Raw genomic sequence first — 13,895 nt, forward strand, 5'->3', positions numbered from 1 at the left:
CCTGGATCCCCCCGCCGGCGCCCTGAGAGGATCGCCGGATGAGCCCCGACACCGGTCACCCCGCGTCCCAGGTCCAGGTCCCCGCCCCCGGTGGGGGCCGGCTGTGGGCGGAGCGCTCCGGCGCCGGCCGTCCGGTGGTGCTGCTGCACGGCTCCGGCATGGACTCCCGGCTGTGGGACGCCGTCGTCCCGGCGCTCTCCCGCCACCACGACGTGATCCGCTACGACGCCCGGGGCCTGGGCCGGTCCACCGACCCGGAGCAGCCGTTCGACGACGTCGAGGACCTGCGCGCGGTGCTGGACCACTTCGGCCTGCCGAGCGCCGCGCTGGTCGGCCTGAGCATGGGCGGGGAGACCGCCCTGGACTTCGCCCTCGCCCACCCGGGCCGGGTCGACTCCCTCGGGCTGGTCGGCGCCTCGGTCAGCGGCCACGACTGGCCGCCGTCCCCGGAGACCGCCGCCTACGCGCAGGCCCGCCGGCAGGGCGACGCGGCGGCCCTGGCCGAGCTGGAGCTGTCCGTCTGGGCGGCCATGGGCCGTACCGCGCCGGGCGGCGAGCTGATCGCGACGATGGTCGCGGAGAACGCGGCCCGCCGCCTGGTCAGCGAGCACTTCCTCGCGGGCGCCCCCGCCAGGCCCGCCGAACCCCGCCTCGGCGAGGTCACCGCCCCCACCCTGGTCGTCCACGGCGACCGGGACCATCCGGAGATCGCCGCGATCGCCCACCGGCTCGCCGCCGACATCCCCGGCGCCCACGGCCACCTCGTCCCGGACGCCGACCACTACCTCCCGCTGCGCACCCCCGAACGGCTCACCGACCTGCTCCTCGCCCACCTCCGCTGACCGCCCCCGCCCCACCGCCCCGCCCCACCCTCGCCCAGCCGCGCCGCATTTGCTCCCGCTAGCGCCCTGCTTGCATTTGCAAGCGCGGTGTTGCAGGCTGTCCGCATGGCCTCACTCAATGTCGGCTCGCTGGGCGAGTACATCCGGGAGCAGCGTCGCAACGCCCAGTACTCGCTGCGGCAGCTGGCGGAGGCCGCCGGCGTGTCCAACCCGTACCTCAGCCAGATCGAGCGCGGGCTGCGCAAGCCGAGCGCGGAGATCCTGCAGCAGATCGCCAAGGCGCTGCGGATCTCGGCGGAGACGCTGTACGTCCAGGCCGGGATCCTGGAGGAGCGGCGGGGCGAGGGCCTGGAACTGCGGGCCGCGATCCTGGCCGATCCGCTGATCAACGAGCGGCAGAAGCAGGCGCTGCTCGCGGTCTACGACGCCTTCCTCAAGGAGAACGCCGCCCCGGCCCCGGGTGCGACGACCGACGCCTCAGCCACTCAGAACCCCCACCGGGAGGACCGGTAACCATGCCGATCACGGACGACATCAAGAAGACCCTCAGCGACCCCACCCCGCTGTACGCCCTCGCCGGCGCCGGGGACCTCGCGTACGAGAAGCTGCGCGAGGTGCCGGGCAAGGTCGAGGCGCTGGCCGCGGACCGCAAGGGCGCGCAGGAGAAGGCCACCGCGAAGCTCCAGGAGGCGCAGTCGCTGCTGGCCGAAGCGCCGGCCAAGGTCAGCGAGGCGGTCACCGCCCTGCCCACCGACCTCAAGGCCCTGCAGGAGCGGGCCCAGGGCTTCGCCCTGCAGCAGGTCGGCCGGGCGGTCGAGCTGGCGGTGAAGGCCAAGGAGACCTACGACGAGCTGGCCGAGCGCGGCAAGGTCGTGGTGGACAAGGCCCGCCCGGGCGCGCCCGCCGAGGCCGCCGGACCGGCCGAGCTCCCCGAGGAGCCCACCGCGGCGGAGCCGGCGCCGAAGAAGCCCGCCCGGGCCCGGAAGCCGAAGGCCGCTTCCGCCGACTCGGAGTGAGCGGGCCCCTGCGGGGGCACATTCGGTGACCGCGGGACGTTGACCCCGGCGCGCACGGTCCTCGTGCCAGGATGGGCGGGGATCGAAGCGCCGGAGTTTGAGAGACAGAGGAGATCGCGATGGGCGGAACGCTCCAGATTCTGGCCTTCCAGTACCTGAATCCGGTCTGGTGGGCGACGATCGCCATCCTCGCCTACAAGTTCTTCGCCCTGGTCGACGCGGCGACCCGCCGCGAGGACGCCTACCGGGCGGCGGACAAGAAGACCAAGGGGTTCTGGGTCGCGATCCTCGCGATCTCCTTCGGCTGGGACTTCCTGTTCGGGGTGAACTTCTTCACCGGCATCGGCACCCTGGCCGGCCTGGTCGCCTCGATCGTCTACGTGGTGGACGTGCGCCCCGCGATCCGGGCGCTGGCCGGGGGCGGCGGCCGCGGCGGCCGGAGCAACACCGGTCCGTACGGGCCCTGGTAGCCGGAGCGGCGGACAACGCGGCGGCCCGGGCGGGGAGTTCACCCGCCCGGGCCGCCGCATGTCCGCAAGCTCTCCGGGGTCCGAACACACCCCGCCCGCCGGTCAGCCCAGGATCAGCTGCACCGGGTTGCGCTCCAGCAGCAGCACCGCGACGTCGTCGGTCAGCGCCCCGCCGTTGAGCTCCTCGACCTCGGCGATGGCGCTGTCGACCAGCCGCCCCCGGGTCAGCCCGGCGGACTGGTGGTCGCCGATCAGGTCGGCGAGCCCGTCCTGGCCCAGGCGCCGGGAGCCGGCCCCGACCCGACCCTCGATCAGCCCGTCGGTGTAGAGCAACAGCCGCCAGCCGGGCCGGAGTTCGACCTCGTGGGCGGGCCAGGCGGCCTGGCCGTCGTGGCACGGCAGCAGGCCGAGTGCGGGTCCGGCGAGGTCGGAGGGCAGCGAGACCGGCTGGTGGTCGCGGCCGAGCAGCAGCGGCGCCGGGTGTCCGGCGAGGTAGAGCCGGGCCCGCTCGCCGGAGCCGAGCGATTCGAGCTTGCCGTCCGTGCCGCCGGGCTCGATGACGAGCATGCAGAGCGTCGCGAAGATCTCGTCGCTGCGCCGCTCGTGCTCCAGCACGTGCTGGAGGGTGGTGAGCAGGGCCTCGCCGGTGAGGCCGGCGAAGACCAGGGTGCGCCACGCTATCCGGAGCGCGACGCCGAGCGCGGCCTCGTCCGGGCCGTGGCCGCAGACGTCGCCGATCACGACGTGGACGGTGCCGTCGTCGGTGCGCACGGCGTCGTAGAAGTCGCCGCCGAGCAGGGCGCGGCGGCGGCCGGGGCGGTAGCGCCGGGTGAAGGAGAGCCCGGCGCCGTCCAGCAGCGGGGTGGGCAGCAGGTGGCGCTGGAGGCGGGCGTTCTCCTGGCCGCGCAGCTCGGCCTCGACGAGGCGGCGCTGGGACTCGTCGGCGCGTTTGCGTTCGACGGCGTAGCGCAGGGCGCGGGCCAGCAGCGGGCCGTCCGTCTCGTGCTTGATCAGGAAGTCCTGGGCGCCGGCGGCGACGGCGGCCGCGCCGAGTTCGGCCCCGGCGGCGTCGGTGAGCACCACGACGGGGATGTGCGGGGCGCGCCGGAGCAGTTCGTGCAGGCCTTCGAGCCCGTCGGAGGAGTCGGAGGGGTGCGGCAGGTCGGCGAGCGCGGTGAGGTCGAGCAGCACGCAGCCGAACTCCTGGCCGCGGCTGCGTCCGCGCCGGGCCGAGTGGGCGGGCGGGGCCAGCAGGGCGGTGGCCTGGTCGAGGCCGCGGGCCCAGTGGATCTCGATCGAGGTGCCGCTGTCGGCCACCGCCGCCTTGATCAGCTGGGCGTCCGAGATGTCGTCCTCGATGACCAGCAGCCGCAGCGGTGCGCCGCTGTCGGCGGGGCCGTCCTGGCCGGGGCCCGGCATGACCTCGGAGACGTGGGACGGGTGGGCGGCGTGGGCCGCGCGGGCGCCCCGGACGGGCTGCGAACGGGGGTGGGGTATCGGGGGAGTCGCCGTCGTGGGGCCGGTGCTGGCCGGGCGGGTGCGGGCATGACCGACGGGGGCGCCGCCATGGGCGCCCGGCAGGTCCGCGGCACCAGGTGCCCGCCCGTCTCCCGTTGCGGGCATCGGTGGTTCCTCCCTTTCCCCGACTGCGTAACGGTCGACGTCCGTCCGCAGTGCCCTCCTGGCACCGTGCGTCGGGGAACTTCTCGCGACCATAACGTGATCTCCGGGGATTTCTCTGGCCGACCGGCGCCGTTGTGGTTATTGCCACGCCGGTGGCGGTGTGGTGATACGACTCGGACGACGGTTCGGATGCCCGTCCCGGCGGCTGCCGCGCGGGGCGGAGAAGGGGGCAGGCGGTGCGGACGCGGATCACCCTGGTCGAGGGTGACATCACGGAACAGCAGGTGGACGCGGTGGTGAACGCCGCCAACTCCTCCCTCCTGGGTGGTGGCGGGGTGGACGGTGCGATCCACCGCAAGGGCGGGCCGCAGATCCTGGCGGACTGCCGCCGGCTGCGCGCCTCGCACTGGGGCAAGGGGCTGCCCACCGGGCGCGCGGTGGCGACGACAGCCGGACGGCTGCCGGCCCGGTGGGTGGTGCACACCGTCGGGCCGGTGTACCGGGCGGAGGAGTACGAGGAGCGGGCGGAGCTGCTGGCCTCCTGCTATCGCGAGTCGCTGCGCGCCGCCGCTGAGCTGGGCGCGCGCACGGTGGCCTTCCCGGCCGTGTCGGCCGGGATCTACGGCTGGCCGCCGGCGGATGCGGCCCGGATCGCGCTGACCACCGTCGCGCAGGTGCTGGACGGCGGTGACGCGGAGGCGGGCGCGGAGCTGGCGGAGGTGCGGTTCGTGCTGTTCGGGTCGGAGATGTACCAGGTGTTCGACCAGGCCCGGCGGGACCTGCTCGGGCTGGACGGCTGACAGCAAGGCCGGCGGTGCTGCCGGGCGGCCTGTGGTGTCGCCGCCCGGCCGGGTCCATCGTGGCGCGGCGGGGCGTCAACACGCCAGAGATATTCGATAACTCGTTCGAGTGAATGCATCGGTTCGCTCACCAGCTCCCGCGAACACCGCCCGCCCGCACCCTCACACGCACCCTCCCGCACCCCCGTACGGCGGCTACGGCGCCAACGCCGACCAGGGCAGCGTGACCTCGCCCTGCCGCCACCGCCCGCGGGCGTCCACCAGCGGCCAGCTGCCCGCCAGCGCCGTGCAGGAGGCCACCCAGCGCTGCCGCGCCCCGAACGCCCCGTACGGCGCGGCCGCCGCCCAGGCCCGGTCGAAGTCGGTCAGGAAGGCGTGCACCGGGCGGCCCGGCACGTTGTGGTGGATCAGCGCCTTCGGCAGCCGTTCGGCCAGGTCGGAGGGCCGGTCGAGGCCGCCCAGCCGGGCCGCGAAGGTCACCGTCCGGGGCCCCTCCGGGCCGAGCGCGACCCAGACGTGCCGCCGCCCGACCTCGTCACAGGTGCCCTCGACCAGCAGCCCGTCCGGGGCGAGCCGGGCACACAGCCGCTCCCAGACCCCGGCCACCGCCGACTCCTCGTACTGCCGCAGCACGTTGGCCGCCCGGATCAGCTGGGCCGGCGCACCGCCGTCCAGCGGCACCTCGAAGCCGCCGCGCCGGAAGGTGAGCAGCGGCGGCTCGGCGTACGGCAGCGCGGCCGCGACCCGCTCCGGCTCGATCTCGATCCCGACCACCCGCACGTCCGGCCGCACCGCGCGCAGCCGCCCGGCCAGTTCGACGGCCGTCCAGGGCGCGGCGCCGTAGCCGAGGTCCACCGCGACCGGCGGGCGCGCGGCGGAGCGCAGCGCGCGGCCCAGGGTGTGGGCGATCCAGCGGTCCATCCGGCGCAGCCGGTTGGTGTTGGTGGTGCCCCGGGTGACGGTCCCCACCGGGCGTCCGGTCCGCCCGCGGGCGGGCGCGGCGGTGGCGGGGTCGAAGGAGGCAGCCATGCCCAGAAGGGTAGTCGGGCCCTCGGCGGCACCGCGCTGACCAGGGGCGACGCCCACCCGCCCGGTTCGTGGGGCGGACCGGGAATGCGGCACGACGCCCGTGTGGTTGGCATCCTGGTGGTGATGTGTGCCCGGACGGGGCAGCGCACACCGGACAACGGGCGGCCCCACGCGGACCGCAGACGGGCCGCACAGAGGAGGCTTCAGCCAGGTGATCCAGCATCCCGTCCGTTCGGTACGCCGTGCCCAGCCGGCCGTGCCCGCGCGCGGCCGGCTCCAGTCGCTCGTCCCGGGCCGCCGCCGCCCGCGCCGGATAGCCATGATGAGCGTGCACACCTCGCCGCTGCACCAGCCCGGCACCGGGGACGCCGGCGGGATGAACGTCTACATCGTCGAGCTGGCCAAGCGCCTGGCCGAGCTCAACATCGAGGTCGAGGTCTTCACCCGGGCGATCTGCTCGGACGACGCGCCGACCGTCGAGCTGGCCCCCGGGGTGCTGGTCCGCCACGTCACCGCCGGGCCGTACGAGGGCCTGATCAAGGAGGACCTGCCGGCCCAGCTGTGCGCCTTCACCCACGGGGTGCTGCGCACCGAGGCGGGTCACCGCCCCGGCCACTACGACCTGGTGCACTCGCACTACTGGCTCTCCGGGCAGGTCGGCTGGCTCGCCGCGCAGCGCTGGGGAGTGCCGCTGGTGCACACCATGCACACCATGGCGAAGGTCAAGAACGCCGCGCTGGCCGAGGGCGACACGCCCGAGCCCGCGGCCCGGGTGATCGGCGAGACCCAGGTGGTGGAGGCGGCCGACCGGCTGATCGCCAACACCACCGAGGAGGCCGCCGAGCTGGCGCTGCACTACTCCGCCCGGCCGGACCAGCTGGCCGTCGTCCACCCCGGGGTCAACCTGGACGTCTTCCGCCCCGGCGGCCCGCAGGCGCGGTCCGCCGCCCGGGCCCGGCTGGGCCTGCCGCAGGACGCCGCCGTGCTGCTCTTCGCCGGCCGGATCCAGCCGCTCAAGGCCCCGGACGTGCTGCTGCGGGCGGTCGCCGAGCTGCTGGCCCGCCGCCCCGAGCTGCGCGAACGCCTGGTGGTGCCGGTGGTCGGCGGGCCGTCCGGCACCGGGCTGGCCCGGCCGGAGAGCCTGCACAAGCTCGCGGCCCAGCTCGGCATCTGCGACGTGGTGCGCTTCCACCCGCCGGTCGGCCAGGAGCGGCTGGCGGAGTGGTACCGCGCGGCGACGGCCCTGGTGATGCCCTCGTACAGCGAGTCCTTCGGCCTGGTCGCGCTGGAGGCGCAGGCCTGCGGCACCCCGGTGGTGGCGGCCTCGGTCGGCGGCCTGCCGGTCGCGGTGCGCGACGGCGAGACCGGCACCCTGGTGCGCGGCCACGACCCGCTGGACTGGTCGCACGCGCTGGAGCCGTACGTGACCGACCCGGAGCTGGTGGCCCGGCGCGGCGCGGCGGCCTCCCGGCACGCGGCCGGCTTCGGCTGGGACAGTGCCGCGGCGACCACCGCCGAGGTGTACGCCGGCAGCCTGGCCCGCCCGGCCGGCCGGCTCGCCGTCACCCGGCGCCGGCTGACCTGAGCGCCCGGCCCCTCGTCGCCGGTTCCCGGCCCCCGCGCGCGGTGCGGGTACCGCCGAGTAACGTCACCCCCATGGCAATCCGCACCAAGGACGAGGCCCTGACCCTCCTGCGCACCGCCCTGGACGACGCGGGGGTGGGCTGGGAGCCGGCCGCCACCGACCCGTACACGCTGGTGGCGACGCTCCCGGGCACCCGGAAGCTGAGCACCACCTGCGCCCTGCGGGTCGGCGACCACACCCTGTCGGTGAACGCCTTCGTGATCCGCCGCCCGGACGAGAACCACGAGGGCGTCTACCGCTGGCTGCTGGAGCGCAACACCCGGCTGTACGGCGTCGCGTACGCGATCGACGCGCTCGGCGACGTCTACCTGGCCGGCCGGCTGCCGCTGGAGGCGCTCACCCCGGAGGTCGTGGACCGGCTGCTCGGGACGGTGCTGGAGAACGCGGACGAGCCGTTCAACACCCTGCTGGAGCTGGGCTTCGCCTCGGCGATCCGGCGCGAGTGGGAGTGGCGGACCAAGCGCGGGGAGTCCACCCGCAACCTGGCCGCCTTCGCCCACCTGGCCGCCCCGACTGCCGACGGCTCCCCGGCGCCCGAAGGCGCTCCGACCGCCGACTGACCGGCAGGGCTCAGGCGTCCGCCGGAGCCTTCTCGGCCTCCGCCGCGGGCGCCGTCACCCCAACGGCCACCAGGGGTCCGGCCCCCGCCGCGGCACCGGTCCGCTTCCCCAGCAGGGTGTACCCGGCCGCGGCCACCATCCCGCAGACGGCGCAGGCGCCCCACAGCACCCCGCCGCCCGCCCGCTCCAGCAGCACGCCGCCCGCGGCCGGGCCGAGGAACGAGGCCAGTGACCAGGAGAGCGAGTAGACGCCCTGGTAGCGCCCGCGGGCATGCGTCGGCGACAGCTCGGCGATCAGCCCCATGAGGGTCGGCGTGTAGAAGATCTCCCCGATCGTCCAGACCGTCACGGTGAGGGCGTAGAACCACGCGGAGGACCCGGCGAGGGCCGTCATCCCGAACCCCCAGCCGATCAACAGCGCGGCCGCCGCCAGCATGGCCGACCGGCTGCGGTTCTCGACCCACCGGGTGAGCGGGATCTGCAGCAGCACGATCAGCAGCCCGTTCAGGCCGATGACCAGGCCGTACTCGACGGACGTGACCCCCTGGCGGCCCATGTCCACCGCGAGGGTGGTGGAGCCCTGCTGGATCACCAGGGCGAGCAGCAGGGTGAGCCCGACCACGGCCATGAAGCGGCTGTCCCGGAACACCGCGCCGAGGCCGATCGTCGGTTCGTCGGCCTTCTCCGCCGGGGCGTCGGGCTTGGTCTCCGGGATCCTGACGAAGATCACCACGGCGCAGAGCACCGTGGAGAGCGCGTCCAGCAGGAAGAGCGTGAGGTACCCGTGGGTGGCGATCAGGCCGGCGACCGCCGAGGAGAGGCCGAAGCCCAGGTTGATCGCCCAGAAGTTCAGCGAGTAGGCACGGACCCGGTCGGCGGCCGGGACGATGTCCGCGATGATCGCCGAGATGGCCGGCCGGGTGGCGTTGTTGCAGAAGCCCACCAGGAAGGCCACCACGGCGATCGCCACCCGGCCGTCCGTGAAGCCGAGCACGACGGTGAACAGCGCGGTGCCGAGCTGCGCGGCGAGCAGGGTCGGGCGCCGCCCGATCCGGTCGGTCAGCACCCCGGCGACGATCGCGGAGGCCGTCGAGCCGAGGCCGAACAGCGCGGCGACCAGGCCCGCGTAGGACGCCGAGTACCCCCGGGTGCTGGTGAGGTAGAGCGCCAGGAAGGTGACCACGAAGGCACCCAGCCGGTTGACCAGGGTCGAGACCCAGAGCCACCAGAACTGACGCGGCAGCCCGCCCGCCGTCTCCTGGATCATTCTTCGGAACCGGGGGGTGACGAGCATGGTGGAGGCTCCCGAGGGCAGGCGTCCGCTGAGCGGCGCGGGCGGGCCCGGCCAGCCGACGCACGTAAGTGGCAGGTGCGCGGCGCACACATTACCCACCGGTCGACGGTCCCCACCAGGGGTTTTCGGGCCCTCCACTAAGCTGGGGGCCATGGCTGACACGACGTACCGACTCATCCTGCTCCGTCACGGCGAGAGCGAGTGGAACCAGAAGAACCTGTTCACCGGTTGGGTCGACGTCGACCTCAACGAGAAGGGCGAGAAGGAGGCCGCCCGCGGTGGCGAGCTCCTGGCCGCCGAGGGTCTGCTCCCCGACGTCCTGCACACCTCGCTGCTGCGTCGCGCCATCCGTACCTCGCAGATCGCCCTGGACAAGGCCGACCGCCACTGGATCCCGGTCAGCCGCAGCTGGCGCCTGAACGAGCGGCACTACGGCGCGCTGCAGGGCAAGGACAAGGCCCAGACCCTGGCCGAGTTCGGCGAGGAGCAGTTCCAGCTGTGGCGCCGCTCGTACGACACCCCGCCGCCGGTGCTGGCCGACGACTCCGAGTACTCGCAGGCCGCGGACCCGCGCTACGCCGAGATCCCGAGCGAGCTGCGTCCGCGCACCGAGTGCCTCAAGGACGTCGTCGACCGGATGCTCCCGTACTGGTACGACGCCATCGTCCCGGACCTCGCCGCCGGCCGGACCGTCCTGGTCACCGCCCACGGCAACAGCCTGCGCGCGCTGGTCAAGCACCTCGACGGCATCTCCGACGAGGCCATCGCCGGCCTGAACATCCCGACCGGCATCCCGCTGGTCTACGAGCTCGACGCCGACTTCAAGCCCCTCACCAAGGGCGGCCGCTACCTCGACCCGGACGCCGCCGCCGCGGCCATCGAGGCGGTCAAGAACCAGGGCAAGAAGTAACCCGAGAAGTAGCCCGAAGGCCTGTGGGCCCCGCCACCCGGTTCGCCGGGAGCGGGGCCTTCTTCGTCCAACCCGCCTTCCCCTCCCGGGAGTTGGGCAAGGGTGAAAGTGGTTCAGACCATTGACGGGCGGGGTGGCGGCTCCTACCGTGAGGGCACCGGACTGGCGCAGGCATGCCAGGAATCCCCCCGTTCGGGCCGCCGCACCCCCACGCGCGCGCGTCTGCGCCCCGGCGCACTCTCCATCCACCCCCACGGAGGAGCACCATGCGCACACGTCACATCGTCGGGGCGGCCGTCGCCGCGCTGGCCGTCCCGCTCGCGCTCGCCTTCCCGGCGTCCTCGCACGGCTACATCTCGACCCCGCCCAGCCGGGCCGCGCGCTGCGCCGCGGACGCGGTCGCCTGGGACTGCGGCGAGATCCAGTGGGAGCCGCAGAGCGTCGAGGGCCCGAAGGGCTTCCCGTCCGCCGGCCCGGCCGACGGCACCATCTGCGCCGGCGGCAACGCCCGCTTCGCCGAACTCGACGACCCGCACGGCGGCAGCTGGCCGACCACGGCGGTGACGGCGGGCCGGCCGTTCACCTTCACCTGGAAGCTCACCGCCCGGCACGCGACCACGAATTTCAAGTACTACCTGACCAAGCCCGGCTACGACGCGAGCCGGCCGGTCACCCGGGCCGACCTGGACCTGACGCCCTTCCTGACCGTGCCGTACGGCGGGAAGCAGGTGCCGAGCACGCTCAGCCACACCGCGACCATCCCGACCGGGCGCACCGGCCACCAGGTGGTCGTCGCGGTCTGGGAGATCGCCGACACCGGGAACGCCTTCTACTCCTGCACCGACGTCAGGTTCTGACCGCGGGAACGGCCCGCACCCGAAACCGGTGCGGGCCGCACGCCTCAGTGGCCGCCGCAGCAGCCGCCGTCCGCGCCGCCGCACTGGCAGGGCGCACCGGACTGGCAGCCGCAGCCGCAGCCCGGGCCGCAGCCGCAGCCGGCCGCGAGGACGGGCAGCAGCCTCGGGGCGGGTGGCTCGACGGTCTCGCGGGCCGGTGCCGGGCGGGTCGGGTTGGCCTTCATCGAGCGGTTCCCTCCGTGAAGCGGGCACACTCCGGCGCCCGATAGTTCGAGTGAAACGCCGAACGGAGGGAGCGTCAACGGGCGTGCAGTGGTGGGACGTACGGAGAACCGTGCGCCCGCACCACCCTCGCCACAGGTTTACTCACCCCTCGGGGGGAGCGGCCGTCGGAGCGGAGCTCACTCCGCGGAACCGGCCTCCACGGCCTCGGCGGCCTCGGTGGCGGCCACGAACTCGGCCACGTGCTCGCCCGTCACCAGGTACACCACGCGCTTGGCGACCGACACCGCGTGGTCCGCGAAGCGCTCGTAGTAGCGGCCGACCAGGGTGAGGTCGACGGCGGTCTCGATGCCGTGGTGCCAGCGCTCGTCGATCAGGTGCGACAGCAGCTCGCGGTGCAGGCTGTCGATGGCGTCGTCGTCCTGCTCCATCTCCAGGGCCTTGTCGACGTCCTTGGTGGCGATCACCAGGCCGGCCTTGGCCACCAGGCGCTGGGCGAGCTGGCCCATCTCCAGGACGGTGGAGTGCAGGTCGCGCGGCACCGCCGTGTCGGGGTAGCGCATCCGCGCGACCTTGGCGACGTGCCGGGCGAGGTCGCCGCAGCGCTCCAGGTCGGCGCTCATCCGCAGCGAGGTGACCACGATGCGCAGGTCGGTGGCGACCGGCTGCTGGCGGGCCAGCAGGTCGATGGCCCGGCTCTCCAGCTCGTGGTGCAGGTCGTTGATCCGCGCGTCGGCGGAGATCACGCTTTCCGCCAGCGCCAGGTCCGCGTCGAGGAGGGCGGTGGTGGCGCGGCCGAGGGCAGAGCCGACCAGCCGGGCCATCTCGACCAGGCTGTCGCCGATCGCATCGAGTTCCTCGTGGTACGCGTCGCGCATGTTCTCTCCTCAGAAGCTGTGTCGGTGGCGGTGCCGACCGGTCATCCCGTAGGACCGTCGTTCCGGCGTCCGGGTGACCGCTGCTGGTGGCGCGCATCGTACGCGCACACCCGAGCCGGTGGCCGCCGTTCGGCACACCGATCTCTCCCACACGGGCTGCCCGGCCAACTTTCCGCCGCCCGGGCGACGACGTTCGGCCGGTGCGGTGAATCGGCGGGTACGTGGAGGTGAATTCTCGGCAACGCGTGGTGGATGCCTTGATCCACCCCTTGGGGAGTGGCCAGGCCGTGCGCTTACGCTGGCCACATGGACGTGAACGTGGCCGCCGCCGCTGCCTGCGCCATTGCCGGGCTCGGCGTCGGCCTCACCGCCTCCATCGCCTTCCGCTGGAGCGAGCGCGAGCAGGCCCGCGGCAAGTACGGCGCAACCGGCGGCAGGAACCAGGGCCGGCACCAGGCACTGGGCACCGGCACCCCCGAGCCCCCGCTGCCGCCGGGGGTCGACACCGTGCTCTCGGTGCTGCGCTCCTGCGCGATCGTGCTGGGCGAGGGCGACGAGGTGGTCAAGGCCAGCTCGGCGGCCTACGCGATGGGCCTGGTGCGCGGCGGCGCGGTCGCCGTGGACCCGATGCTGGCGCTGGCCCGGGCCACCCGCCGGGACGGCGAGATCCGCCAGGTCGAGCTGGAGGTGCCCCGAGCTGGCGCGGCCCGCGCGGCCGAGCCGCTCGCGGTCTCCGTCCGGGTCGCCCCGCTGGGCTCCCGGCTGGTGCTGGTGCTGGTCGAGGACCAGACCGACCGGCGCCGGGTGGAGGCCGTCCGCCGGGACTTCGTGGCCAACGTCAGCCACGAGCTCAAGACCCCGGTCGGCGCCCTGTCGCTGCTCTCCGAGGCGGTCGCCGACGCGTCCGACGACCCGGAGGCGGTGCAGCGCTTCGCCGGCCGGATGCAGGTCGAGGCGACCAGGCTGGCCAGCCTGGTCCAGGAGATCATCGACCTCTCCCGGGTCCAGGACGACCGGCTGATGGCCGACCCGGAGCCGGTCGCGGTGGACGAGCTGATCGCCGAGGCGATCGACCGCTGCCGCCAGCAGGCGGCCGCCAAGCAGATCCTGATCGCGGCCGGCGGCATCGCCGGCCTCTACCTGCACGGCAACCGCGGCCAGCTGGCCGCCGCGCTCGGCAATCTGGTCGAGAACGCCGTCAACTACAGCCCGCCCCGCACCCGGGTGGCGATCGCCACCCGGCGGATCTCCAGCGCCGCGGCGCTCGGGGAGGCGGACGGCGAACTCATCGAGATCTCGGTCACCGACCAGGGCATCGGCATCTCCGAGAAGGACCGCGAGCGGGTCTTCGAGCGCTTCTACCGCGTCGACCCGGCCCGCTCCCGGCAGACCGGCGGCACCGGCCTCGGCCTCTCCATCGTCAAGCACGTCGCCGCCTCGCACGGCGGCACCGTCTCGGTGTGGAGCGTCGAGGGCCAGGGCTCGACCTTCACCATCCGCCTGCCCGCCGGACAGGCGCCCGCCGCCGACGAAGCCGACGAACCCGACGACTCCGCCGAAGCCGACGACTCCGCCGACGGCCAGGACACCCCCGCCGCGGCACCCCGGACCCTCACCACGGACCACGTGGACCGTACGGACCGCAGAGACCGTACGGACCGCAGAGACCGTACGGACCGTTCGCTCCCCGCCGGGGAGCGGGAACAACACCTGTCAGCCACAACCCCCCAGCTTGCCCCGGAGGCCTGA

15 protein-coding genes are annotated in these 13,895 nt (G+C 74.2%); 10 read left to right on the forward strand and 5 right to left on the reverse strand.

The window, feature by feature from the left end:
- Window positions 1–38: 38 nt before the first annotated feature.
- The 4 genes from CRP52_RS17730 to CRP52_RS17745 all read left to right on the forward strand — a co-directional run bounded on the left by CRP52_RS17730 (window position 39) and on the right by CRP52_RS17745 (window position 2,328).
- Complete coding sequence (locus CRP52_RS17730; RefSeq protein WP_097237310.1) at window positions 39–842, forward strand: alpha/beta fold hydrolase; 804 nt, start codon at window positions 39–41, stop codon at window positions 840–842.
- A gap of 105 nt (window positions 843–947) precedes the next feature.
- Entirely contained in the window at window positions 948–1,355 is a 408-nt protein-coding gene (locus tag CRP52_RS17735; protein WP_097237311.1) for a helix-turn-helix domain-containing protein, read from the forward strand.
- A 2-nt stretch (window positions 1,356–1,357) separates the two neighbouring features.
- A complete protein-coding gene (locus tag CRP52_RS17740) occupies window positions 1,358–1,858 on the forward strand; it encodes a hypothetical protein (RefSeq protein ID WP_097237312.1) in 501 nt (166 codons plus the stop codon).
- Between the two features lie 119 nt (window positions 1,859–1,977).
- Window positions 1,978–2,328, forward strand: coding sequence for a DUF2516 family protein (locus tag CRP52_RS17745; protein ID WP_097237313.1), 351 nt, complete (start codon window positions 1,978–1,980; stop codon window positions 2,326–2,328).
- 102 nt (window positions 2,329–2,430) lie between these two features.
- On the opposite strand, the gene CRP52_RS17750 is transcribed toward CRP52_RS17745, so the two are convergent.
- Entirely contained in the window at window positions 2,431–3,951 is a 1,521-nt protein-coding gene (locus tag CRP52_RS17750) for a PP2C family protein-serine/threonine phosphatase (RefSeq protein WP_097237314.1), read from the reverse strand.
- Window positions 3,952–4,187: 236 nt separating this feature from the next.
- Between CRP52_RS17750 and CRP52_RS17755 the strand changes: the two genes are divergently transcribed.
- Complete coding sequence (locus CRP52_RS17755) at window positions 4,188–4,751, forward strand: O-acetyl-ADP-ribose deacetylase (RefSeq protein ID WP_179852835.1); 564 nt, start codon at window positions 4,188–4,190, stop codon at window positions 4,749–4,751.
- 195 nt (window positions 4,752–4,946) lie between these two features.
- On the opposite strand, the gene CRP52_RS17760 is transcribed toward CRP52_RS17755, so the two are convergent.
- Window positions 4,947–5,780: an SAM-dependent methyltransferase gene (locus CRP52_RS17760; protein ID WP_097237315.1), complete on the reverse strand. Its 834-nt coding sequence runs from the start codon at window positions 5,778–5,780 to the stop codon at window positions 4,947–4,949.
- Between the two features lie 214 nt (window positions 5,781–5,994).
- Here CRP52_RS17760 and mshA point away from each other — a divergent pair, with 214 nt between their 5' ends.
- Both mshA and CRP52_RS17770 read left to right on the forward strand, forming a co-directional pair.
- The gene (mshA, locus tag CRP52_RS17765) at window positions 5,995–7,365 is read left to right on the forward strand and encodes a D-inositol-3-phosphate glycosyltransferase (protein ID WP_373560561.1); all 1,371 of its coding nucleotides are present in this window, start codon (window positions 5,995–5,997) and stop codon (window positions 7,363–7,365) included.
- Between the two features lie 71 nt (window positions 7,366–7,436).
- Window positions 7,437–7,985: a YbjN domain-containing protein gene (locus tag CRP52_RS17770; RefSeq protein WP_097237317.1), complete on the forward strand. Its 549-nt coding sequence runs from the start codon at window positions 7,437–7,439 to the stop codon at window positions 7,983–7,985.
- Between the two features lie 10 nt (window positions 7,986–7,995).
- On the opposite strand, the gene CRP52_RS17775 is transcribed toward CRP52_RS17770, so the two are convergent.
- The gene (locus CRP52_RS17775) at window positions 7,996–9,279 is read right to left on the reverse strand and encodes an MDR family MFS transporter (protein WP_097237318.1); all 1,284 of its coding nucleotides are present in this window, start codon (window positions 9,277–9,279) and stop codon (window positions 7,996–7,998) included.
- Window positions 9,280–9,430: 151 nt separating this feature from the next.
- Between CRP52_RS17775 and CRP52_RS17780 the strand changes: the two genes are divergently transcribed.
- Window positions 9,431–10,189, forward strand: a complete 759-nt coding sequence (locus tag CRP52_RS17780; RefSeq protein ID WP_097237319.1) for a phosphoglyceromutase — start codon at window positions 9,431–9,433, stop codon at window positions 10,187–10,189.
- A 266-nt stretch (window positions 10,190–10,455) separates the two neighbouring features.
- The gene (locus CRP52_RS17785; RefSeq protein WP_097237320.1) at window positions 10,456–11,046 is read left to right on the forward strand and encodes a lytic polysaccharide monooxygenase auxiliary activity family 9 protein; all 591 of its coding nucleotides are present in this window, start codon (window positions 10,456–10,458) and stop codon (window positions 11,044–11,046) included.
- 44 nt (window positions 11,047–11,090) lie between these two features.
- Here CRP52_RS17785 and CRP52_RS17790 read toward each other — a convergent pair whose 3' ends face one another.
- Both CRP52_RS17790 and phoU read right to left on the reverse strand, forming a co-directional pair.
- Window positions 11,091–11,270 carry a hypothetical protein gene (locus CRP52_RS17790; protein ID WP_097237321.1) on the reverse strand — a complete coding sequence of 60 codons (180 nt, stop codon included), beginning with the start codon at window positions 11,268–11,270 and terminating at the stop codon, window positions 11,091–11,093.
- Window positions 11,271–11,447: 177 nt separating this feature from the next.
- Window positions 11,448–12,146, reverse strand: coding sequence for a phosphate signaling complex protein PhoU (gene phoU, locus CRP52_RS17795; RefSeq protein WP_097237322.1), 699 nt, complete (start codon window positions 12,144–12,146; stop codon window positions 11,448–11,450).
- A 306-nt stretch (window positions 12,147–12,452) separates the two neighbouring features.
- Here phoU and CRP52_RS17800 point away from each other — a divergent pair, with 306 nt between their 5' ends.
- Entirely contained in the window at window positions 12,453–13,895 is a 1,443-nt protein-coding gene (locus CRP52_RS17800) for a sensor histidine kinase (RefSeq protein WP_097237323.1), read from the forward strand.

This window comes from Streptomyces sp. 1331.2, assembly GCF_900199205.1.
Lineage (GTDB): Bacteria > Actinomycetota > Actinomycetes > Streptomycetales > Streptomycetaceae > Kitasatospora.